Origin of the sequence: Stenotrophomonas africana, assembly GCF_013004645.1 — a bacterium.
GTDB classification, from domain to species: Bacteria; Pseudomonadota; Gammaproteobacteria; order Xanthomonadales; family Xanthomonadaceae; genus Stenotrophomonas; species Stenotrophomonas africana.
In genome coordinates this window covers 119,154-138,852 of record NZ_JABEME010000003.1, presented here as the reverse complement: position 1 = coordinate 138,852, position 19,699 = coordinate 119,154, and the positions used below count along the sequence as shown (strand labels likewise).

The following is a 19,699-nucleotide window of genomic DNA, read 5'->3' as shown; positions in this document are numbered from 1 at the left end:
CGCGTACGTTTTCGGGAACGTTTCCAATGAGTATCAGCATCAATGACGTCGCACGCGTGGCGGGGGTATCCAAGTCCACGGTGTCGCGGGTGCTCGGAGGCGGCCCGGTCAGCGAAGAGGTTCGCGGCCGGGTCGAGGTGGCGATCCGCCAGACCGGCTATCGGCCGAACCTGCAGGCAAGACGGCTGCGCTCCCGCCACACCGGCATCATCGGGTTGATCGTGGCGGACATCCGCAACCCGTTCTTCACTGCGCTGATCCGTGCGGTGGAGGAGGTCGCCTATCGCGAAGGCCTGCGCGTCACGCTCTGCAACACCGATGAAGACCCTGAGCGCGAGGCGCTGTATCTGCAGTTGATGCACGAGGAGCGCATCAGTGGACTGATCTTTGCACCCACCCGGACCACGGTGGGGCGGCTGGAACGGCTCGCGCTGGATTTTCCGACGGTACTGGTGGACCGCGCCGCGCCCAGCGGGTCGATCGACAGCGTGGTGCTCGACAATCCCGCAGCGATGGGCGCCTTGGTAGAGCATCTGGTCGAGCGTGGTTATCGCCGCATCAGCGGCTTGTTCGGCAGCACCAGTACCACCGCGGCCGAGCGTCGTGACGGTTATCTCGCTGCGATGCGCACGCATGGGTTGGAGCCGGACTACCGTGAGGTTGAACCCACGGCCGAAGCCGCCATCGCGACCGTCGAGCAGTGGCTCGCTACACCATCACGCCCCGAAGCACTGGTCACCAGCAACAGCCTGCTGTTGATGGGAGCATTGAAAGCCGCCCGCGGTGCAGGGCTGGCGATTCCAGACGCATTGGCACTGGCCGGCTTTGACAACGAACGGTGGACCGAGCTGGTCGTGCCGGGCATCACCGTGGTCGAGCAGCCGGTTGAGGAGATGGGGCGGGCCGCGATGTCGCTGCTGCTTGAGCGCCTGCGCACGCCGGAGCTGCCGGTACGCCGACTTGTGATGACGGGCCGGTGCGTGGTCAGGGGGTCGACGGCTGCGAGATAGCTCGACGCCCGATCGCGGTGAACCCTGAGAACGCTGTTCGGGTGTTGGCGGGCCAACCGCGGTCTGTTACAAGCCGTCTGTACACGCAGACACAATGGATGATCGCCTTGTCAGAGCCTTATTCAGCGCTGCTTCGCCTGCAGTTGTGCCCCGAAGATCTCTCCAGATGGCTGGCCGCGCCCGTGCCCGCAGCATCCCGGTGGTCCGACTGGCGACGCATCGCCGGGCAGTGGTGCCTGGGTAACGGTCAATATCTGGCCTCATCAAGCGACGAGGCGTTGGATCAGCTGCTTGCGGACTGCCAGGCACTGCTGGCCCGCTACCCCGACAATCGCGCCGCATTGAAGGCCTTCCTTTCCTCCGCACAGGCGGAGAACATCCGGGTTGCCGCCTATGACCGCAGCGGCAGGCACTTTGTTGCAGGATCGCTGACATATTCGGAAAGCCTCTACGATCTCATCGCGTTTCTTGCTGTGGCACGGAGCGCCGCCGACTTCCTGAAGGCAGGCGACCCGGGTGTGGCGCTCATCCACGACTATCTCTGGGCCGAGCACGGTGAGCGGGAGACCGTTGCCGCGATTGCGCTGGTCGGCCAAGGGGAATCCAGCTTTCTGTCTGCCGCGGACCTGGATACTGCCACCGCGCCGTTCGAAACATTGGTGGAGGCCATGCTGGAAGCCCATGACGACCCGGAGTTTCATCCGCGCAACCAGCTTGATCGACTTTGACCGACCCCAGGACCCCGACATGAACGGACATCACGCCCGCCACGCGCGCCGCCGCATGCGTCGGCTCCTCGCATTGGGCCTCTGCGCCCTGGCTGGATCCGCCCCCGCCGGAACAACGCAACCGGCACGCACCTGGCTTGTCAGTGGAGCCGAACTCATCACCCTGCTGCAGGGCAAAGGCGCTGATGGGTTCTGCGACGGCGAGCAGTGCCGGAACCTGTCCAGCGCTCGCGCCAGCGCCTATATCCAGGGCGTTGCCGATGCCAGCCACGGCCAGTGGTGTGGCCAAGGCAGGATTCTTCCGCATGAGCTGGTCGACCGTGTGTCCTCCCATCTCCGGCAGTTGCCCCGCGAGCGATTGCAGCGGGATGCGTCTTCACTGGTTGCCGAAGGACTGCGGTCGGCATTTCCCTGTGGCGGCGGCGCATCACGTGGTAGCAGTGCCGAGCCCGGCAAAGACGAATGAAGCAGGCCGCGCCTACCTGGCGAAGGCGCGAACGTCCTACACCCTCGCGACACGGTGCATTCACAGCCGCCGGCATCTGCGCTTGCCACACTGCATGTTCCTTCCACAGCATGAGGTGCCCCATGGCTACCTGTGATGTCTGCGGCAACAACTACGACAAGAGCTTTACCCTGCAGCAGGGCGGGCGCAGCGGCACGTTCGATTCGTTCGAGTGCGCGATCCACGCGTTCGCACCGCGCTGCGCACACTGCGAATGCACGGTTATCGGGCACGGCGTTGAAGGAAATGGCCAGATCTTCTGCTGTGCACATTGCGCCGGTCACGCGGGTGTACAGGGCATAGCCGACCGGGCCTGAGCCGACTTCAGCTCCGTCCTGCCGGTTACCCAGAGAGAATTGAAGAAAGTCGAGTGATCCGGGCCGCGCCCGAACCGGCAAGCAGCGCCAGTGCGCGCCGCTTCTGGGAAGGCAGCCCCGCCACGACCTCGGGTGCCACCACGATGTCGAATTCCCTGGCGTTGGCATCCAGGGCGGTGGCCAGGACGCACGAATCGGCGGTCATGCCACTCAGGCAGAGGCGGCGCGCTCCCAGTTTGGCCAGCAGGATCGGCAAAGGGCTGGCCAGGAAAGCAGAGTGCTTGGGCTTGAGCACGAAGTAGTGACCAGGCAAAGGCGAGAGAAGGCTGGCGATTCGCCCCGCCGGGCCGCCGTCGTGCCGGCACTGCTCCACCTGCTGGCGGAAGTCGCGCTTCCAATCCGAGAAATTGTCATTGGCGTAGATGACTGGCCAACCGCGTTCGTCGAAGTGATCCCTCAGGCGCCGGATCTGCCGGGCCGCGCGCTCTGCCGCAGGCGCCAGCTTTTGAGCGCCAGGGAAGTCGAATCGGCTGAACATGTCGATGATCAGCAGGGCCGTCGATGGATCGTCTGCCATGGCTCAATCTCCTGTCTGGGCGTGCGGCGCCTCTACCGGTTTGGATTGCGGTGAATCCTTCTGGCGCAGGAAGATCGTCAGCACTACCAGGGAAAGCACGGCCAGGAATTCGCTCTGCCAGTTCTGCATCGATTCGAACCAGAATGTGCTGCTGCCCAGGTGCTCCAGGAAGCCGGGCGCCGGTAGGCCCTGCAACTGCTGCTCTGCCTGCTCGGCGCGCCAGCTTCCCAATGCGTGCAGCGTAAAGCTGAGCAGGAACAACAGCCCGAACGCAATCGCCAGCGAATGACCGTAAAGCGTCTTCCACAGGCCACCGAGCCTGACCGGCCAGGGCGTGGGACCCGGCTCGATGCGATTCTGCTCCTCCGCAGGGTTCAGGGGGCGAGATTCGGCCGAACCACGCTGGCGCAGGCTGACCGTCAGCAGAACATACATGCCCATCTGCAGGAATTCGCTCTCCCAGTTCTCGAACGTGGCGCTGACGAAGTGCCCGGTTGCAAGGTAGTGCCCGAGATCGATCGGCGCGCGCCCGTGCTGCATCAACTCCTCGTTGTGCACGTGATGCCCGGCAACTGCCTGCCCGGCAATGAACACCAACGTGAGCGCAAGCAGTACCAGCGAGAGACCGTTGCGTTTCCACATGCAACACCTCGTTCAACCTGTTCCAAAGACCGTGCATGCAGCTTGCGCGGGCGGAGGACCATGACTCGTGATTGCTGCGCATCCAGAATGTGAGGCGGACTCAACGCTTCCCTGTGGGATCGGGATCTGGGCGCTCGTAGTCCTCCGGCACGGCCTTGGGGCCGTCGCCGTCGTCGGGCATGTCGTGCTCCTTCCACTTGGCCGCATCGTTGCGCCGTTTGTCCGGCGTGTGCGCCTTCGACTGATCGTCCACGTCCGTGGTGGGATTGAAGGGAAGTTTGTCATTCATGGGCAGCTCCTGCGGCGGGAGATTGAAGCCTGCACCGGGCCGGGTTAACGCCACGACGCTGCAGAATGAACGCCGCGCACACCGGGATGTCACTGAAGCGGGATGGCGGCCTTGCGATGCTGGGGTTCCGATCTCCTGGAGAAGCACGATGCAGGCATTGACCTATCACGGCCGCAAGGATGTGCGTGTCGAGACCGTGCCGGACCCGGTGCTGGCGGCGGAGGATGATCTGATCCTCCGGGTGACCGCCACCGCCATCTGTGGATCGGACCTCCACCTGTATCGCGGCAAGATTCCTGATCTGCACGATGGCGATGTGCTCGGTCATGAATTCATGGGCGTGGTGGAAGAGGTCGGTAGCGGCGTGACCCAGGTGAAGCCGGGCGATCGTGTAGTGATTCCCTTCGTGATCGCCTGTGGTGAGTGCTTCCACTGCCGGCTGGCCGAGTATGCCGCCTGCGAAACCACCAACCCCGGCAAGGGCGCCGCACTGAACCAGAAGGGCATACTGCCTCCGGCAGCGTTGTTCGGTTACAGCCATCTGTATGGCGGCGTGGCCGGTGGCCAGGCCGAATTCGTGCGGGTGCCAAAGGCCAACGTGGGTCCATTGCGTATCCCGGACGGCGTGGCCGATGAGCAGGTCCTGTTCCTTTCCGACATCCTGCCCACGGGCTACCAGGCCGCACTGAACGCAGGGGTGAAGGCAGGCTCGACAGTTGCGATCTTCGGCGCGGGCCCGGTAGGGCTGATGAGCGCCGCATGCTGCCGGTTGCTCGGGGCCGAGACCATATTCATGGTTGATCACCTGCGCTATCGCCTGGACTATGCGCGCCGTGCGTATGCCGTAACCCCGATCGACTTCAGCGAGATCGAGGACCCTGCCGACTACATCCTTGCCCAGACCAGTGGCCGGGGTGTGGATGCGTGCATCGAGGCCGTAGGCTTCGAGGCCGAGGGCAGTGCGCTGGAGTCAGCGTTGACCGCCGTGAAGCTGGAGGGAAGCAGCGGCGTTGCAATCCGGCAATGCATCGCGGCAGCACGCCGCGGCGGCGTGGTCAGCATCCCGGGGGTCTACGCCGGCTTCATCCATGGGTTTCTGTTGGGTGATGCGTTCGACAAGGGGCTCACGTTCAAGATGGGGCAGACCCACGTGCAGGGACTGATGCCGGAGCTTCTCGACGCAATCATGGAAGGAAAGCTGGACCCGGGTAACATCATCTCGCACCGGATGCGCCTGGCTGATGCAGCGCAGGGGTATGCGATGTTTGACGCCAAGGACGACGATTGCCGCAAGATCGTGTTGACACCGTGAGTACGCTGCCATGAGCGCGATTGTCATGTCCGGGGTGTACGCACTGTGGCTGGTGGCCGGTTCGCTGGACTTCCATTTTCATCGACGGACCAACCTGCCGCACACCTCGGGGATGGATGAAAGCGCATTGCACGGGGTCCAGCTTGTCCTGATCGGTAGCGGCGTACTGGCCTGGCTCCTGCTGGAAAACACGTGGTCGCTCGCCACGTTGCTGGCCGCGTTGGTCATCGCGCACGCAATCGCCGGCTACTTCGACACCGTCAGCGCGGACGGGCGACGCCGGATCAGCCCGGCCGAGCAGCACGTGCACAGCGTGCTCGACGCTGCCCCGTGGGTTCTGCTGGCCTGGGTCGCCTGGCACGCCCAGCCGCGTTGGTCGCTCACCGTAGCGCCCGCAGTGCCGGAGGTCTGGTGGCTCGTCCTGCTGCCGGCGCTGGGTGTGGTCGTACTGCCATGGTTGTGGGAGCTGCTGCAGTGCCTCCGCGCAGGACGGCAGCGCCGACAGGCGAGCGCGTGAGGATCATCACGCAGTGAATTCATGCGCCGGCTACGCGTCCAAGACAGCGATGTGACCGCGTGCCGCCTACGTTCGTCATGTCTCTCCATTGCAGGTCCCTTCATGCAGCATGTGGCGTCGCCCTCCCCGCTGGAAAACCGCGCTCGCCAGGTGGTGGTCCAGCTTCCCGACCTGCCGTTGCCGGGAAGCGGCCGCACGCTGCAGCGCTGGCAGGCGCTGGCCGCCTGGGGGGCGGACGATCTCTGCCTGGCCAAGGTGCTTGAAGCTCACTACGACGCCCAAGCGATCATTGCCGAACTGAACGCGCCGGTCGTTGCTGAAGGCCAGCTGCTGGCGGTGTGGGCCGCGGAAGGTCCAGCCAACACACTTCGCTTCGATGCTCACGGTCAGCTCCACGGCGACAAACCCTGGTGCTCCGGCAGCGCATGGGTAGATGCAGCACTGGTAACGGTCCGCAATGCGCAGGGCGTGTGGCTGTGCCAGGTTGGGGCAGAGCATTGGCGCACGCTTGCAGATGAGCCCTGGCCCGCCGTCGGCATGGCCGGCGTTCCGTCCACCATGGTGCGATTCGACGGTGCACCGATGACGCTGCTGGGAACGCGCGATGAGTACCTGCAGCGCCCCGGTTTCTGGCACGGCGGGGCAGGCATCGCGGCAGTCTGGTTTGGCGCGGCAGTCGCCCTGGCCGAGCGCATGCGTCCAACCTGCACCGAGGGAAATCGCGCGCGACTGTTGGGTGAAGTGGACCTCGCCCTGGGACCGGTGGCGGCGCTGCTTCGCGAACTGGCGACGCGCATCGACGCCGAGCCCGAATCGGCGCATCGCGAAGATGTGGTGCGCCTGCGCTGTGTGGTCGAGCGCGCGGCGACGCGTGTCCTGGATCTGGCGGGAAGGGCGCTGGGCCCGGCACCCATGTGCCTGGAAGATGCCCATGCCCGCCGCTGTGCGGACCTGACCGTGTTCCTTCGCCAGAACCACGCTGATCGCGATTGGGAATGGCTGGGTGGGCAGCGTGCAGCCCAGGAGTCGACATGGGCGCTGTAGCCAGGACACCCCTGCAGGGGGAAGGAACGCAGGAGCAGGCATGGCTGCGCTGCCACTGGCTCTGGCAGCAACCGGCCATATCGGCCACCGCCCTGTGCGCCGGTCATGACCGCATCGTGGTGGTCGCACCCCATCCGGACGACGAGATCCTCGGCTGTGGTGGACTGCTCCGTCACGCAGCAGGGCAGGGCATGGAGGTACGGGTCGTCGCAGTGACCGATGGCGAAGCGTGCTATCCGGACGAGCACTGGTGGACGCCGGAGCGCCTGCGATCGGCACGGCGCGCCGAGCTTGCCGCAGCACTGGGCGAACTCGGTATCCGGGCGGGATCAACGTTCCATCTCGGCATCGCCGACGGCGCGGTCAGCGCGCACGAACAGGGTCTGGAAGATTGGCTGCAGCAGTACCTGCAACCGCGCGATCTGGTGTTGGCACCCTGGCGCTTTGATGGGCATCCCGATCATGAGGCCGCAGGCCGTGCTGCCTGCCGTGCCGCGCGGGCAGTGGGCTGCCGACGCCTGGAGTACCCGGTGTGGGGCTGGCACTGGCTTGACCCCGCCTGCGCACATATGGCGTGGGAGGTTCCCAGGCTGATCGACATTTCCGCAGTAGCGGCCGCAAAACGAAGCGCCATCGCGCACTTCCGGACCCAGACCGGCGAGGTGCCGAAATTGAACAGCCCGCCGGTGCTGCCGGCGCATGTCTTGACCCGATTCTTCCGGAACTACGAGGTATTCCTGGCATGAGCGCGCAACCGTACTTCGATGAATTGCATGAGCAGGAGGATCCCTTCGGTTATCGCAGCCGATGGTATGAAGAACGCAAGCGTGCGCTGCTGCTGGCCAGCCTGAGCCAGCGCCAGTTCACTCGCGGCTGGGAGCTGGGATGCTCCAACGGCGTGCTGACCGAAGCCTTGGCCGCCCGCTGCGAGCGCCTGCTGGCCACCGACATCAGCCCGCGCGCAGTGTTCCGGGCCCGCCGCAACCTCGCCCATCTGCCGCATGTGCAGGTCCACTGCGCCAGCCATCCCGAGCAATGGCCGGCGGGCCGCTTCGACCTGATCGTCTGCGGGGAGATGGGCTACTACCTGGGGGTAAGCGCACTGCATGAACTACGCGCCGGTATCGATGAGGCCCTCCGCGACGACGGACTGCTGGTTGCCTGCCATTGGCTGCCTTCCTTCCAGGGGCGCGCAAGTCGCACCGAAGTCGTGCATCGATGCCTTGGACACGGCCTGCAGGAAGCCTTCCACTATCGTGACGCGGACTTCGTGCTGCAGGGCTGGACACGCGGCGCACTGTCGCTGGCCCGCGATGAGGGCCTGCGGTGATCGGCATCCTGGTTCCGGCCCACAACGAGGCAGCCAGCATCGAGCGCTGCCTGCAATCGATCCGAAGTGCAGCCCTGCATCCCGCTCTGGACGGCGAAGCAGTGCAGGTGGTGGTTGCGCTGGACAGCTGCTCTGATGCAACCGAGTCGATCTGCCGCCAGCAGTGGGTTGATACCGTGCGCCTGGAGGTACGCTGCGTCGGCGTTGCCAGGGCAGCGGCCGCTGCTGAGCTGATCGGACGCGGTGCGAGATGGCTGGCGAGCACCGACGCCGACAGTGAGGTGCCTCCCGAGTGGTTGGTTGCCCAGCTTGAGGGCCGGTGCGACGCCTTCTGCGGACTGGTGGACATAGCGACCACCTCTAGGACGGAAAGGCGCCTGCGACGCGCGTTCCAGAAACGGCAGCAGTGGGGCGACGGTCATGGACGCATCCACGGTGCCAATCTCGGCGTCTCCGCCCAGGCCTATCTGGCGGCCGGGGGATTTGCTCCCCTGCGCTGTGGAGAGGATGTTGCCCTGGTGAGGAGGCTGCAACGGCTCGGCGCCGACGTAAGGTGGGCCGGCGCTCCCGTCGTCATGACCAGTCCCCGCCTGGTAGGACGGGCCACCGGAGGATTCTCGGCCTACCTGGCCGGAATGGGTAAGGCGCGGCCCGCCGGCGAGGCAGATCGGCGGGCGGACGAAAGTGGAAGCGCCGTGAAAACCGCGGTGAATTGGGCATAGTGTGACGTCTACCCGGTTGATGTTTACAGTTCGGCCACGACGCCCGTCCTAGAGTGAAGGGCTGGGAGAGCAGGAGTGGCACCATGCCGAACAGAGCGATCGTCTACGTCAGCGAAGCCGTCAGTGGATTCTCGCCTGAGCGCCTGAAGGCGCTGATGGAAGATGCCGCCCGCTTCAATCGGGGCGCAGGCGTGACCGGGGTGCTGCTGTTCGACGGGGAACGCTTCCTGCAGTACATGGAAGGCCCCGCCGATGGACTGGATGTGGCCTTCTCGCGCGTGACCGGTGCCAGCAGTCACACCCGCCTGATCGAGCTTGCGCGGGGCCGTGTCGGCCAGCGGCGGCTGCCGTTCTGGCCCATGCGTTGCCTGTCCGTCAGCACCGATGAGCTGCGCATGATTGCCTGTGCCGACTGGACCAGTTTCATCCAGCGGGCAGCGACCGAACAGGCCGATGCCGCGGCGATGGACAAGCTGCTGCTGATCGTCGAGCCCTACGCGAAGGTTGCCTGAGCCCAGATGCCTGTTACCGCAGTGTGTTACCGGGGAGAGGATGGAGCGAGGCGGATCCTGAATCGCCTCATTCGTCCCTACAGCAAGGGCGGGATCATGGAAGGGCAGGAGACTCCCTGCGTCAGAAGGATTCAACGTGCCCCTCCGCGCAATCGCCTACGCAAGTGAGGCGATACCGGGGCTTTCCATGGACCATGTGGACGACCTCACCAGGGCCGCCGCCCGCTTCAACCTCGAAGCAGGCGTGACGGGTGTGCTTCTTTACGACGGGCACCGATTCCTCCAGTACATCGAGGGGCCGGAAGACAGCATCAACGTGGTCTACGGCCGCATCCTCGGTGCCCGCAGCCATTGCGAACTGCTGGAGCTGGGCCGGGGCAGGGTGTCCGGCCGGTTCTTCCCTACTGGTCGATGCGGCTGCTCTGGACTGAGCCTGCCGACATCCGCAACGTGGCCCGTGGCAACTGGAGTGGGCTCTCCCGCGGTGGCGCCCTGCGCCAGCTGAGCCAGGTGGTGGCCCCACACCTGGGGTGAAACGGAGGCGGGCCTCAATGCGCGGTCGGCGGTGCGCAGACGTCTCCCACCACCTGCTGGACCGCTTCCTGCAACCGGTGGATGTGGAACGGCTTGGCCACGAACGTCGCGCGTCGGTGGCGCAGCGGTACCAGCTGGTCGTAGACCGCAGAGACGAACAGGTAGGGAATGCCGAGTTCGGCCAGCCGGTCGGCGACCGGAAAGACCACGCCGTCACGAAGCTCCACATCCAGCACGGCACCATCGAACCGTTGCGTATCCAGCAGCCCCAGCGCATCGAACACGCTGTAGGCGTGGGTCACCCTGCCGCCGCCGTCTTCAAGTGCCTGCTCCATCAGTGCAGCCAGGTCGAGCTGGTCTTCAACCAGCAGCAGGTTGCACCTGCGCTGGCTCATTTCCGTCTGCATGCGCGCATGCCTGTGTTGCCTTGGGAACTGCAGTGTGTGCTGTGCCGCATCAACGGCGTGCGTGTGGCGTGTCAGCCCGGTGCGAAGCGGCCCGCCCTCAACTGTCAACGCTGTCGACGCAGCGTGGAAAGCGGTGCGGCGTTTGTTGACGGCGCCTTGGCGGCCGCTATGGATACTGCCGCCGTCCCCCGTACTGGAGCCACTGCCATGCCCCGATCCACAACCGATCCCGCCTCACCCAGCGCACTGCGCGTGGAGTGCATGTCCCTGGACTGCGGCGGCGCTGCAATCGTGGTGGAGCTGGACAGCACGCCCGAACGGGCATGGATGAAGTCGCTCAAGCGCGCCCTGCAGGACGATGACGTGCTGCAGGGCGCGCAAGCCAAGTTCGATGGCCGTTTCGTCTACGTCGTAGGCGTGGAAGGCGGCGCACACCGCGCGCAGCATCGCGTGATCCAGGCGCTGAAGGCTTCCGCGGGTACCCGTACGCGCGCTCCTGCGGCAATCCCCCGGCGCGACGCCGGCACCGCAGTCGTGTCCGGCGCGATGCCTGCCTGAGTGCGCAGTGGGCGTTGCCACGCAACAGCGGATGTTATGACGGCATCAGCAACAGGTGCAGCGAGCACGCCCAGCGGCTCACGCCCGCCGACGAGGCAGTGATCGCTGCCTCGCCACCATGGTCTCCGGAGGCATGTTGCCCCACTACCGGAGACCGTGATGGCAGACCCGAACACCGTCCGAAGCGAGCGCCTGCTTAAGTGGCTGCAGGACGCCTACGCCATGGAGCAGGAAGCGGAGACCATGATGAAGGCCATGGCTTCGCGCATCCAGAACTATCCTCATCTTGCCGCACGTATCGGCCAGCACGTGCAGGAGACGCAGCAGCAGGCCGCCTCCCTGCGCGAGTGCATTGAAGCACTTGGCGGAAGTGTGCCCACCGCCAAAGGGCTGTTCGCGAGCATGACCGCAGCCATCCACGCTGCCGGCAACGCCATGATGGAAGACGAGGTGGTCAAGAGCATCGGCATTTCCTTTGGCTTCGAAAACACCGAGATCGCCACCTACCGGGCGCTGGTGATCGCGGCCGAGCGTGCCGCCGCGCCGGATATCGCGGCCGTGTGCGGCCAGATCCTGCAGGAAGAGATCGCCATGGCGCGTTGGCTGGAAGAGCACCAGGACAGTCTGGTCGGCGCGTTCCTCAACCGTGACGAAACGCCCGGTGCCCAAGCCAAGCGCTGATCCCGATCCCGCCTGCCAGACACAGGAGACAGCCCCATGTTCTTCCACCACAAGAAGCTGATGTACACCGTGCGCGTGCGCGAATCCAACCCGCAGCTCGCCAGCCTCATGCTTGAACAGTTCGGCGGCCCGCAGGGCGAGCTTGCCGCCGCCATGCGCTACTTCACCCAGGGACTCGGCGAATGCGATCCAGGCCGCAAGGACCTGCTGATGGATATCGCCACCGAAGAGATCAGCCACCTGGAGATCATCGGCACCATCATCGCCATGCTCAACCGCGGGCCGAAGGCCATTCAGTCCGAAGGGCTTGCCGAGGCCGAGGATATGCGGCTGCTGGGGCAGAACAGCACCAGCCATACCGAGCAGATCCTGTACGGTGGCGGGCCGGCACTGGTCAATTCCAGCGGGGTGCCGTGGACAGCGGCCTACATCGACTCGATCGGGGAACCTACCGCCGATCTGCGCTCGAACATCGCTGCGGAAGCGCGCGCCAAGCTGGTGTATGAGCGCCTGATCAACGTCACCGACGACCCCGGCATCAAGGATGCGCTGCGTTTCCTGATGACGCGCGAGATCGCGCACATGAAGTCATTCGAGAAGGCGCTGCACAGCATCCAGCCCAACTTCCCGCCGGGCAAGCTGCCGGGGGACCCTGCGTTCACCGATCTGTACATGGACATGTCGCAGGGCGACGGCGCCGACGACCTGCAGGGCAGCTGGAACAGCGGCGAGCTATGGGAGCGGATCAGCGACCGCGAGGCACAGACCGCTGTGGATGGTGGCGACGGCGGCGGCACGGTGGACCTGGATGCGCGCGAACAAGCGGCGGTGCAGGCCATGACCCTGCGTACACTCTCCGACCCGGAAGCGCGGCCGACCACCGGGGCCGAGCTGGGGGCCGGCCCGGGCGCGGGAGCACTGGACCTGCCACCACGCGAGCCGTGAAAGAGCTGGGGCGCCCATCTGCGGCGCCCCAGTGGCGAAGGCCTTGATCAGCGTCAAGGCGTACGAAAGTGGGCGGACATCACGTCCGCCCACGAAGCGGTGCATCTGGCTTCAGGCGCGATCAGCGCTGCTGGCCACCGCGGTTGTTGCCGCCGCCGCGTTCCTGCTGTTGCTGCCCGCCGCCCCGGTTACCGCCCTGGTTTCCACCCCCGCGGCTGTTCTGGCCGCCTTCGCGGCCGATGTCCGCCATGTGCTGGCGATCCTGGCTCACCGCTTCGCCGCCCTTGCGGCCGGCTTCGCGTGCTTCTTCCGAGCTGAATTCATGGGCGTTGCCTGACTCGTGCGCGGCACGTCCACCCTTGGCGGCGATCTCGCGCTGCTTGTCCTCGTCCATCGAAGCGAAACCGCGGTTGCTGTTGCCCTGGTTCTGGTTCTGGTTGGCCATGGAAAGTCTCCCTGGGTTGAGCCGCCCGACTGGCGGCAGCGACCATCTTCCAGATCCACCGCTAGACGGCGGTGGCACCCCCGCCAACGTGGTGTCATGCGCAGGCACGTGCTTCCTCATGCGTTCTCCACGAAAGCAAATCCACCAGCGAGCGACGCGGCATACCGACCCTGGTGCTGGAGCCGGGTGTCAACGCAGCGCGGCGGGGGCACGTCCAGGTTCAACGCCGCCTCCACGCCGGTGTCACCGCGCGTTTGATCCGCGTCGCTAAGGTAGAGCCATCTGCAACAACCCGGTGCTGTCATGCCTCTTCGTGCCATTGCATATGTAAGTGAAGCCACCCGAAACCTGCCTGCGGAACGGCTGCAGCAGCTTGTTGCGGACGCGATGCTGTTCAACGCGTCCGTTGATGTGACCGGCGTGCTCCTGTTCGACGGCACTCGCTTCCTGCAATACATCGAAGGTCCAGAGGCCGGCGTCAGCGCGGCGTACACCCGCATTCTGGCGGCGGGCAGCCACAGCGGCCTGGTCGAACTCAACCGGGGCAGGGTGGGGCGGCGGCAGTTCCCGCACTGGCGCATGCACAGCGTGCGGGTGGATGAGCTCGCGCTGGGAAAGATCGCGATCTCCGACTGGACCGGCTTCGTGCGCAGCGCCTCCGCACTTGCCTCTGGCACCAGCGCGCTTGATCGACTGCAATCGGCGGCGCAGTCGCCTCCAGGCCCCGGCGAGGGCCGGTTGCTGGAACAGGACGGACCGGTGGCACGGTGAACGCAGCCGACTCCCAGGGCACGCCGGGCCAGGTGCGCGTCGGCTGCGCAGGCTGGTCGCTGTCACGGGCAGCGCAGGCGACATTCGGCGCAGGTGACAGCGTGCTGCAACGCTATGCCACTCGGCTGCACATGGTTGAGATCAATTCCTCGTTCTACCGCCCCCACCAGGCGGGTACCTACGCCCGGTGGGCGGCCAGCGTGCCTGAGGACTTCCGCTTCGCAGTGAAACTCCCGCGTGCGATCAGCCATGAGCGCCGGCTGCGCGATGCGATGCAACCGCTGGATCAGTTCCTCGGTGGCGTGATGGCCCTGGGTGACAGGGTGGGCCCGCTACTGCTTCAGCTGCCGCCCAGTCTTGCGTACGATCCGGCCACCGTGGCGGAATTCCTGCACGGCCTGCGCGCGCGCACCCCGCTTGATGTCGCCTGCGAACCGCGCCATCCCTCGTGGTTCACTGCGGACGTTGATGCCCTGCTGAGTGACCACGGTATCGCACGGGTCGCCGCTGACCCGGCCCGGGTACCCGCCGCCGCGCTTCCGGGCGGTGACCGCACGTGGAGCTACTGGCGCTGGCACGGGCAGCCTCAGATCTATCGCAGCGCCTACAGCGGGCAGACGCTGGCGGGGCTGGCCCAGCACCTGCAGCATGAAGCCGCCGCGCAACGCCGTGCCTGGTGCGTACTGGACAACACCTCGCTGGGCCACGCGACCAGCAACGCGCTGCATCTGCAGGCACTGCTGCAGGAGAACGCGCATGCCTGAGGGCCCGTCCATTGTCCTGCTGCGCGAAGCCGCGAGCCACTTCAAGGGTCACGTCGTACGCGGCGTCTCCGGCAACAGCCGCATGGACCTGTCGCCACTGCAGGGCCGCAGGGTCAAGGCGGTCCGCAGCTGGGGCAAGCACTTTCTGCTGGAGTTCAGTCACCACACGCTGCGCATCCATCTGATGATGTTCGGCAGCTGGCGCATCGACGAACGGAAGCCGGCCCCTGCCCGGGTGTCGCTGGCATTCGACAACGGAGAGTTGAACTTCTATGCGTGTGCGGTGCGGTTGATCGACGAGCCGTTGGACGACGTCTACGACTGGCGGGTGGACGTGATGAACGATGCCTGGGATGCGAAGCTGGCCCGCTGCAAGCTTAAAGCGCTGCCGGACACCCTGGTCTGTGACGCGCTTCTGGACCAGACCCTCTTCGCCGGCGTTGGCAATATCATCAAGAATGAAGTGCTGTTCCGGATCGGCGTGCATCCGGCCACGCAACTGGGCGACCTTCCGCCCCGCAAGCTCACCGCCCTGATCACCCAGGCCCGTGCCTACAGCTTCGACTTCCTGGAGTGGAAACGACGCTTCGAGTTGAAGAAGCACTGGCAGGTGCACACGCGCAAAGTGTGCCCGCTGTGTGGCGGGCCGATCAACAAGCTGTACATGGGTACGACCCGGCGGCGCACGTTCTTCTGCCCGAACGACCAGGTGCTGTACCAACCCTGACACCGCCTTCCGTGGCGGCCGGGTGTGTGCAATTCGGCTCAGGCGGCCTGCGCGGCCTTCGCATTGCCGCCGCCCTTGGCCAGCAGGGTCAGTTTCTCGTCGGTCGCCTTTTCTTCCTCCAGCGTCTCCAGCAGCAACGGCAGGGCATCCTTGTAGCCCAGCTGCTTGGCCAGCGCGGCGATGGTTCCATAGGAGGCAATTTCGTAATGCTCGACCTTCTGCGCGCCACCGATCAAGGCAGCATCACGCACCGGCCCCTTGTCGATGCTGTCGATCACCTCCTTGCCTTCCTCCACCAGGCCTTCCATCGCCGCGCACTTGATGCGCTTCAGCCGGATGCCAAGAGCCTCCACCACCTGGTCGATGCGCTCGATCTGGCCCTGGGTTTCTTCCAGGTGCGTTTCAAACGCGGTGGCAAGGTCAGGGTTCTCGGCCGCACGGGCCAGGCGCGGGAGGGCCTTGGTCAGCTGCTTTTCGGCGCTGTAGATATCCGAGAGTTCATGGATGAACAGGTCTTCCGCTGTTTTGATAGCCATGCTGGGCTCCGCTGTGAGTGGAGTGGCCAGAGTAGGTCTCGTCCGGTTGCAATCAGGCAGGGGCGAGGTGAAGGACGCATGTGAACGTCAACCCGAACCCTGCGCGCTGCCTTCACGAGGCGGTGTCTGTCGCCGTGTAGCCGCTTCCCGATGTTGCCAGGCCTTCGCCATGGCTTCACAGCGGCATCGCTTGGCGCCCATGGACCGGCCGGTACGGTCACCTCACGCCCGATCACACATGGAGACTCCCATGAGCGACGACAAGAAGAACACCGGCAGCCCGGATCGGGATCGCATCAACGTCAACGAAGAGTACGAGCTGCGGTACTGGACCACGACGCTGGGCGTGTCCGCCGAAGAACTTCGCGCGGCCGTCGCGGCGGTCGGGTGCACGGCCGTTGCTGTCCGCAAGCATCTGGGCAAATAGCGCGGAGCTGGCCATGTCCCTGGTCGAGTATCGCCGCAAGCGTCGTTTTGACCAGACGAAGGAACCCGAGCCGGGCAGGGCGCTGCCTAAAGGTCAGCGCGCCATTTTCGTGGTGCAGCTGCATCATGCCAGCCGCAGGCACTATGACTTCCGACTGCAGGTCGGCGATGCGCTGAAGAGCTGGGCCGTGCCCAAGGGTCCCAGTTACGACCCGAAGGTCAAACGCATGGCGGTGGAGGTGGAGGACCATCCTGTCGACTACGCGACCTTCGAAGGCGAGATTCCGAAAGGCCAGTATGGCGGCGGGCATGTTGCCCAGTTCGACCGCGGCGTGTGGGCCACGCAGGGCGACCCGGAAGCCCAGCTCGCCAAGGGTCATCTGCGCTTCGAGCTGTTCGGCACCAAGCTCAAGGGTGGATGGCATCTGGTTCGATCCCGCAAGCCAGCGCGCCAGCCACAGTGGCTGCTGTTCAAGGACGACGATGAATTTGCCAGCGACATCGAGGCAGACGACCTGCTGGCAGATGTCGCCGTAGCACCTCCGGAGGACCTGAAGCGTGCCGGGGCCGGAAAGACCGCGAAGAAGAAACTCACGGCGGTACCCACCAGGCGCACCCGACGAAAGAACTGGGCGAAGAGGGCACTGGCGCTCAGCAAGGCGAGAGAGGCCGCAGCGCCGTCCGGGCCGTTCGAGCCGCAGTTGGCCAAGCTGGGCGAAGCGCCGCCCCAGGGTGGGCAGTGGGTGCATGAGATCAAATGGGATGGGTACCGCATCCTTGCCACGGTGGCTGAGGGCAACGTGCAGCTATGGTCGCGGAATGCACTCGAATGGACTGACAAGCTCCCTGAAATACGTGACGCGATCGCGGCACTGGGTCTGACCTCGGCAGCACTGGACGGCGAACTGATCGCCGGCGCCGGCACCAAGGAGGACTTCAATCTCCTGCAGGCCACGCTCTCCGGCGAGAGGCAAGGCGTGCTGACGTACGCACTGTTCGATCTGCTGCATCTTGATGGCGTGGACGTCGCCGGTGCGCCGTTGCTGGAACGCAAGGCGTTGCTGCAGTCCCTGCTTGAAGGGCAGGGCAGCCCACTGGCGTTCAGTTCGCATGTACAGGGGGATGGCAACGAGGCCTATCGTCTGGCCGGTGAGCAACACTTCGAGGGCATCATTTCCAAGCGCGCCGATCGCAGCTACCACAGCGGCCGCAGCGGGGACTGGCGCAAGACGAAGCAGCTGGCCAGCGACGAGTTCGCCGTGGTGGGCTACACCGCACCCAAAGGCAGCCGCACCGGCTTTGGTTCGCTGCTGCTGGCCCGGCCAGACGCAACGCATGGCTGGCTCTACGCTGGTCGCGTCGGGTCTGGGTTCTCGGATGAACTGATTGGCGACATCAGCAAGCGCATCAAGGGCGGCGGCGGCCGCAAGCCGACCGCGTACGTGCCCACGCAGGACACCGATCTGCGCGCCGCGACCTGGTTCGAACCGCGTTTCGTGGTGGAGGTCTTCTACCGCGGAATCGGTGGGCAGCAACTGTTGCGCCAGGCGTCGCTGAAGGCGGTGCGGGCGGACAAGGACATCGCCGATCTCGCAGATTCCGATCGCGCTGGAAACGTCCCGGCTGCGGGTGGCACGCATGCACCCTCGCGACCCGGGCGCAGGGCGAAAAAGACGCCGGCAGCGGGCCGCGCGCCACCCGTGCTGTCCTCTCCGGGCAAGGTTCTGTTTCCCGGCGATGGGTTCACCAAGCAGGACGTGTGGGATTACTACACGGCAGTGATGGAGCAGCTGCTGCCCGAGGTAATTGATCGCCCGCTATCGGTCATCCGATGCCCCGGTGGCACCGCAAAACCGTGCTTCTTCCAGAAGCATCATACCGCCGGGCTGGAGCTGGTCGATTCGGTAAAGCTGAAGGAGGAAAGCGGCATCAACGCCCATTATCTGGTGGTGCGGGACGCAGCCAGTCTGCTTGAACTGGTGCAGTTCAACGCGTTGGAATTCCATCCCTGGGGCAGCCACGCCGAAGCGCCCGACCAGGCCGACCGGGTGGTGTTCGATCTGGATCCAGGACCAGACATACCCTTTGCCGAGGTCAAGAAAGCGGCAACCGACATCCGTAAACTGCTGGCGCAGCTGGAGCTGGAATCGTTCCTGCGTGTGTCCGGCGGTAAGGGCCTGCACGTGGTCGTGCCGCTCAACCCGGGGTGCGATTGGGACCTGACCAAGCGCTTTGCAAAGGGTTTCGCCGATGCGTTGGCACAGTCCGAACCGCAGCGGTTCCTGGCAACCGCCACCAAGAGCCTCCGCAACAGGCGAATCTTCGTAGACTATCTGCGCGACGGGCGCGGTGCGACGGCGGTGGCGTCCTACTCGCTGCGGGCGAGGCCGGGGGCACCGGCCGCGCTGCCGATCGCCTGGGACGATCTGGCGAAACTCAAGCGCGCAGACGCGTTCACGATCAAGGACGTACCCGCAAAGCTCAAACGGCGCCGCAACGACCCTTGGGCTGGCATCGCGAAAGTGAAGCAGAATCTCGCCAGATGGGCGCAGGCGGACCGGTAGTCCCCGCCCGCGCTACCTACCGTCTGTCAGACAGAACCCAACTGATTCACAAAATGCACGGGGCTGGAACGCTTCCTCGGTGTGGTTGGTCTATGCTTGCGCTACGGAATCTGGGGGGATTCGCTACAGGAGCAGCCAATGCCGATCAGGGCAGTCGCATACGTCAGCGAAGCGGGCCCAGCCGTTGCGGGTGACCCGTTGGGCCTGCGCAGCGGGAAGCTGGACGATCTGGTCGATGATGCCGCCCGCTTCAACCGAAACGCCGGCGTTACCGGAGTTCTGCTGTTCGATGGCGCCCGGTTCCTGCAGTACATGGAGGGGCCCGAGGACGGTTTGAGCGTGGCGTACTCACGAGTGGTAGGTGCTTCCAGCCACGCAGGGCTCATCGAGTTGCAGCGGGGCAGGGTGGGCAACCGGCGACTCCCGTTCTGGCCGATGCGTTGGCTGCCGACGCAACCCGAGCAGTTGAAAATTCTTGCCCGCGCGGACTGGTCTGGGTTCGCCCAGCACAGCGGTGACGGTGCGCCAACCGAGACGGCGATGGATGTCCTGGCCAGATTGGTGGAACCCTATGCCGTCGCGGCGTGATCCACCGGCCTAGCCGGCCCCATAGCGCGCCGCCCACGGGATCTCTCCGCTGCACACGTCGAGGTGCCCAGTGCGCATCACGCAGTACAGCCGGGCATCCGGGTCCGCGCTGGCGGCGATGTAGTCCAGTGCCTCAGCGAGCATGCGGATGAACTGCGGCTCGGGATAGAACGCTGCCCAGGTCGGCAGCAGCTCTTCAAGCTGCGCGATCATAAGATCGATTTCAAGATGCGTGCTCATAGCCTGAT

28 protein-coding genes are annotated in these 19,699 nt (G+C 65.3%); 21 read left to right on the top strand and 7 right to left on the bottom strand.

Annotated elements, in window-relative coordinates; all coding sequences use genetic code 11:
- Positions 1–26 precede the first annotated feature (26 nt).
- The 4 genes from HLA98_RS07145 (at position 27) to HLA98_RS07130 (ending at position 2,560) form a co-directional block, all read left to right on the top strand.
- Positions 27–1,010: a LacI family DNA-binding transcriptional regulator gene (locus HLA98_RS07145; protein WP_049447927.1), complete on the top strand. Its 984-nt coding sequence runs from the start codon at positions 27–29 to the stop codon at positions 1,008–1,010.
- A gap of 98 nt (positions 1,011–1,108) precedes the next feature.
- A complete protein-coding gene (locus HLA98_RS07140) occupies positions 1,109–1,738 on the top strand; it encodes a hypothetical protein (RefSeq protein WP_057501728.1) in 630 nt (209 codons plus the stop codon).
- 19 nt (positions 1,739–1,757) lie between these two features.
- Entirely contained in the window at positions 1,758–2,204 is a 447-nt protein-coding gene (locus HLA98_RS07135) for a Rap1a/Tai family immunity protein (RefSeq protein ID WP_232015530.1), read from the top strand.
- Positions 2,205–2,326: 122 nt separating this feature from the next.
- Positions 2,327–2,560 (top strand): metallothionein, encoded by a 234-nt coding sequence (locus HLA98_RS07130; RefSeq protein WP_057501729.1) that lies wholly within the window; start codon positions 2,327–2,329, stop codon positions 2,558–2,560.
- 25 nt (positions 2,561–2,585) lie between these two features.
- On the opposite strand, the gene HLA98_RS07125 is transcribed toward HLA98_RS07130, so the two are convergent.
- The 3 genes from HLA98_RS07125 to HLA98_RS07115 form a co-directional block, all read right to left on the bottom strand.
- A complete protein-coding gene (locus HLA98_RS07125) occupies positions 2,586–3,137 on the bottom strand; it encodes a cysteine hydrolase family protein (RefSeq protein WP_057501730.1) in 552 nt (183 codons plus the stop codon).
- 3 nt (positions 3,138–3,140) lie between these two features.
- Positions 3,141–3,779 carry a DUF6766 family protein gene (locus tag HLA98_RS07120; protein WP_057501731.1) on the bottom strand — a complete coding sequence of 213 codons (639 nt, stop codon included), beginning with the start codon at positions 3,777–3,779 and terminating at the stop codon, positions 3,141–3,143.
- A gap of 100 nt (positions 3,780–3,879) precedes the next feature.
- Positions 3,880–4,068, bottom strand: a complete 189-nt coding sequence (locus HLA98_RS07115) for a hypothetical protein (RefSeq protein ID WP_049447931.1) — start codon at positions 4,066–4,068, stop codon at positions 3,880–3,882.
- A gap of 148 nt (positions 4,069–4,216) precedes the next feature.
- Here HLA98_RS07115 and HLA98_RS07110 point away from each other — a divergent pair, with 148 nt between their 5' ends.
- From HLA98_RS07110 to HLA98_RS07075, 8 genes are all read left to right on the top strand, one after another.
- Entirely contained in the window at positions 4,217–5,380 is a 1,164-nt protein-coding gene (locus HLA98_RS07110) for a zinc-dependent alcohol dehydrogenase (protein ID WP_057501732.1), read from the top strand.
- 10 nt (positions 5,381–5,390) lie between these two features.
- Complete coding sequence (locus HLA98_RS07105; RefSeq protein WP_057501733.1) at positions 5,391–5,897, top strand: hypothetical protein; 507 nt, start codon at positions 5,391–5,393, stop codon at positions 5,895–5,897.
- Positions 5,898–5,999: 102 nt separating this feature from the next.
- On the top strand, positions 6,000–6,941 hold the full coding sequence (locus HLA98_RS07100) for a hypothetical protein (protein WP_057501734.1): 942 nt from the start codon (positions 6,000–6,002) through the stop codon (positions 6,939–6,941).
- Positions 6,929–7,687, top strand: a complete 759-nt coding sequence (locus HLA98_RS07095; protein WP_057501735.1) for a PIG-L deacetylase family protein — start codon at positions 6,929–6,931, stop codon at positions 7,685–7,687. The genes HLA98_RS07100 and HLA98_RS07095 overlap by 13 nt, the downstream gene beginning before the upstream one ends.
- On the top strand, positions 7,684–8,271 hold the full coding sequence (locus tag HLA98_RS07090) for a class I SAM-dependent DNA methyltransferase (protein WP_057501736.1): 588 nt from the start codon (positions 7,684–7,686) through the stop codon (positions 8,269–8,271). Before HLA98_RS07095 ends, HLA98_RS07090 begins: the two co-directional genes overlap by 4 nt.
- On the top strand, positions 8,268–8,993 hold the full coding sequence (locus HLA98_RS07085; protein ID WP_057501737.1) for a glycosyltransferase family 2 protein: 726 nt from the start codon (positions 8,268–8,270) through the stop codon (positions 8,991–8,993). Before HLA98_RS07090 ends, HLA98_RS07085 begins: the two co-directional genes overlap by 4 nt.
- Positions 8,994–9,076: 83 nt before the next feature.
- Positions 9,077–9,505, top strand: a complete 429-nt coding sequence (locus tag HLA98_RS07080) for a BLUF domain-containing protein (protein WP_057501738.1) — start codon at positions 9,077–9,079, stop codon at positions 9,503–9,505.
- 187 nt (positions 9,506–9,692) lie between these two features.
- A complete protein-coding gene (locus HLA98_RS07075; protein ID WP_232015531.1) occupies positions 9,693–10,010 on the top strand; it encodes a BLUF domain-containing protein in 318 nt (105 codons plus the stop codon).
- 43 nt (positions 10,011–10,053) lie between these two features.
- Here the strand turns inward: HLA98_RS07075 and HLA98_RS07070 are convergent, their stop codons facing one another.
- Positions 10,054–10,446, bottom strand: a complete 393-nt coding sequence (locus HLA98_RS07070; RefSeq protein ID WP_057501739.1) for a response regulator — start codon at positions 10,444–10,446, stop codon at positions 10,054–10,056.
- A 207-nt stretch (positions 10,447–10,653) separates the two neighbouring features.
- On the opposite strand from HLA98_RS07070, the gene HLA98_RS07065 reads away from it, so the two are divergent.
- The 3 genes from HLA98_RS07065 (at position 10,654) to HLA98_RS07055 (ending at position 12,630) form a co-directional block, all read left to right on the top strand.
- Positions 10,654–11,004, top strand: coding sequence for a hypothetical protein (locus HLA98_RS07065; RefSeq protein WP_232015532.1), 351 nt, complete (start codon positions 10,654–10,656; stop codon positions 11,002–11,004).
- 159 nt (positions 11,005–11,163) lie between these two features.
- On the top strand, positions 11,164–11,685 hold the full coding sequence (locus HLA98_RS07060) for a ferritin-like domain-containing protein (RefSeq protein WP_057501740.1): 522 nt from the start codon (positions 11,164–11,166) through the stop codon (positions 11,683–11,685).
- Between the two features lie 36 nt (positions 11,686–11,721).
- Positions 11,722–12,630: a manganese catalase family protein gene (locus HLA98_RS07055; RefSeq protein ID WP_057501741.1), complete on the top strand. Its 909-nt coding sequence runs from the start codon at positions 11,722–11,724 to the stop codon at positions 12,628–12,630.
- Between the two features lie 121 nt (positions 12,631–12,751).
- Here HLA98_RS07055 and HLA98_RS07050 read toward each other — a convergent pair whose 3' ends face one another.
- A complete protein-coding gene (locus tag HLA98_RS07050; RefSeq protein ID WP_057501742.1) occupies positions 12,752–13,075 on the bottom strand; it encodes a KGG domain-containing protein in 324 nt (107 codons plus the stop codon).
- A 303-nt stretch (positions 13,076–13,378) separates the two neighbouring features.
- Here HLA98_RS07050 and HLA98_RS07045 point away from each other — a divergent pair, with 303 nt between their 5' ends.
- Genes HLA98_RS07045 through HLA98_RS07035 form a run of 3 tightly spaced genes read left to right on the top strand, consistent with a single transcriptional unit; the run spans position 13,379 to position 15,337 of the window.
- Positions 13,379–13,846, top strand: coding sequence for a BLUF domain-containing protein (locus HLA98_RS07045; protein WP_057501743.1), 468 nt, complete (start codon positions 13,379–13,381; stop codon positions 13,844–13,846).
- Positions 13,843–14,610 (top strand): DUF72 domain-containing protein, encoded by a 768-nt coding sequence (locus tag HLA98_RS07040; RefSeq protein WP_057501744.1) that lies wholly within the window; start codon positions 13,843–13,845, stop codon positions 14,608–14,610. Before HLA98_RS07045 ends, HLA98_RS07040 begins: the two co-directional genes overlap by 4 nt.
- On the top strand, positions 14,603–15,337 hold the full coding sequence (locus tag HLA98_RS07035) for a DNA-formamidopyrimidine glycosylase family protein (RefSeq protein ID WP_057501745.1): 735 nt from the start codon (positions 14,603–14,605) through the stop codon (positions 15,335–15,337). Before HLA98_RS07040 ends, HLA98_RS07035 begins: the two co-directional genes overlap by 8 nt.
- A 38-nt stretch (positions 15,338–15,375) precedes the next feature.
- Here HLA98_RS07035 and HLA98_RS07030 read toward each other — a convergent pair whose 3' ends face one another.
- A complete protein-coding gene (locus tag HLA98_RS07030; protein ID WP_057501746.1) occupies positions 15,376–15,873 on the bottom strand; it encodes a YciE/YciF ferroxidase family protein in 498 nt (165 codons plus the stop codon).
- Between the two features lie 250 nt (positions 15,874–16,123).
- Between HLA98_RS07030 and HLA98_RS07025 the strand changes: the two genes are divergently transcribed.
- From HLA98_RS07025 to HLA98_RS07015, 3 genes are all read left to right on the top strand, one after another.
- Positions 16,124–16,300, top strand: coding sequence for a DUF3606 domain-containing protein (locus tag HLA98_RS07025; RefSeq protein ID WP_080392937.1), 177 nt, complete (start codon positions 16,124–16,126; stop codon positions 16,298–16,300).
- Between the two features lie 13 nt (positions 16,301–16,313).
- Complete coding sequence (ligD, locus tag HLA98_RS07020) at positions 16,314–18,863, top strand: DNA ligase D (protein ID WP_057501747.1); 2,550 nt, start codon at positions 16,314–16,316, stop codon at positions 18,861–18,863.
- A gap of 138 nt (positions 18,864–19,001) precedes the next feature.
- Positions 19,002–19,451, top strand: a complete 450-nt coding sequence (locus HLA98_RS07015) for a BLUF domain-containing protein (protein ID WP_057501748.1) — start codon at positions 19,002–19,004, stop codon at positions 19,449–19,451.
- A gap of 9 nt (positions 19,452–19,460) precedes the next feature.
- Here HLA98_RS07015 and HLA98_RS07010 read toward each other — a convergent pair whose 3' ends face one another.
- Positions 19,461–19,691, bottom strand: coding sequence for a hypothetical protein (locus HLA98_RS07010; protein ID WP_057501749.1), 231 nt, complete (start codon positions 19,689–19,691; stop codon positions 19,461–19,463).
- Between the last annotated feature and the right edge of the window lie 8 nt (positions 19,692–19,699).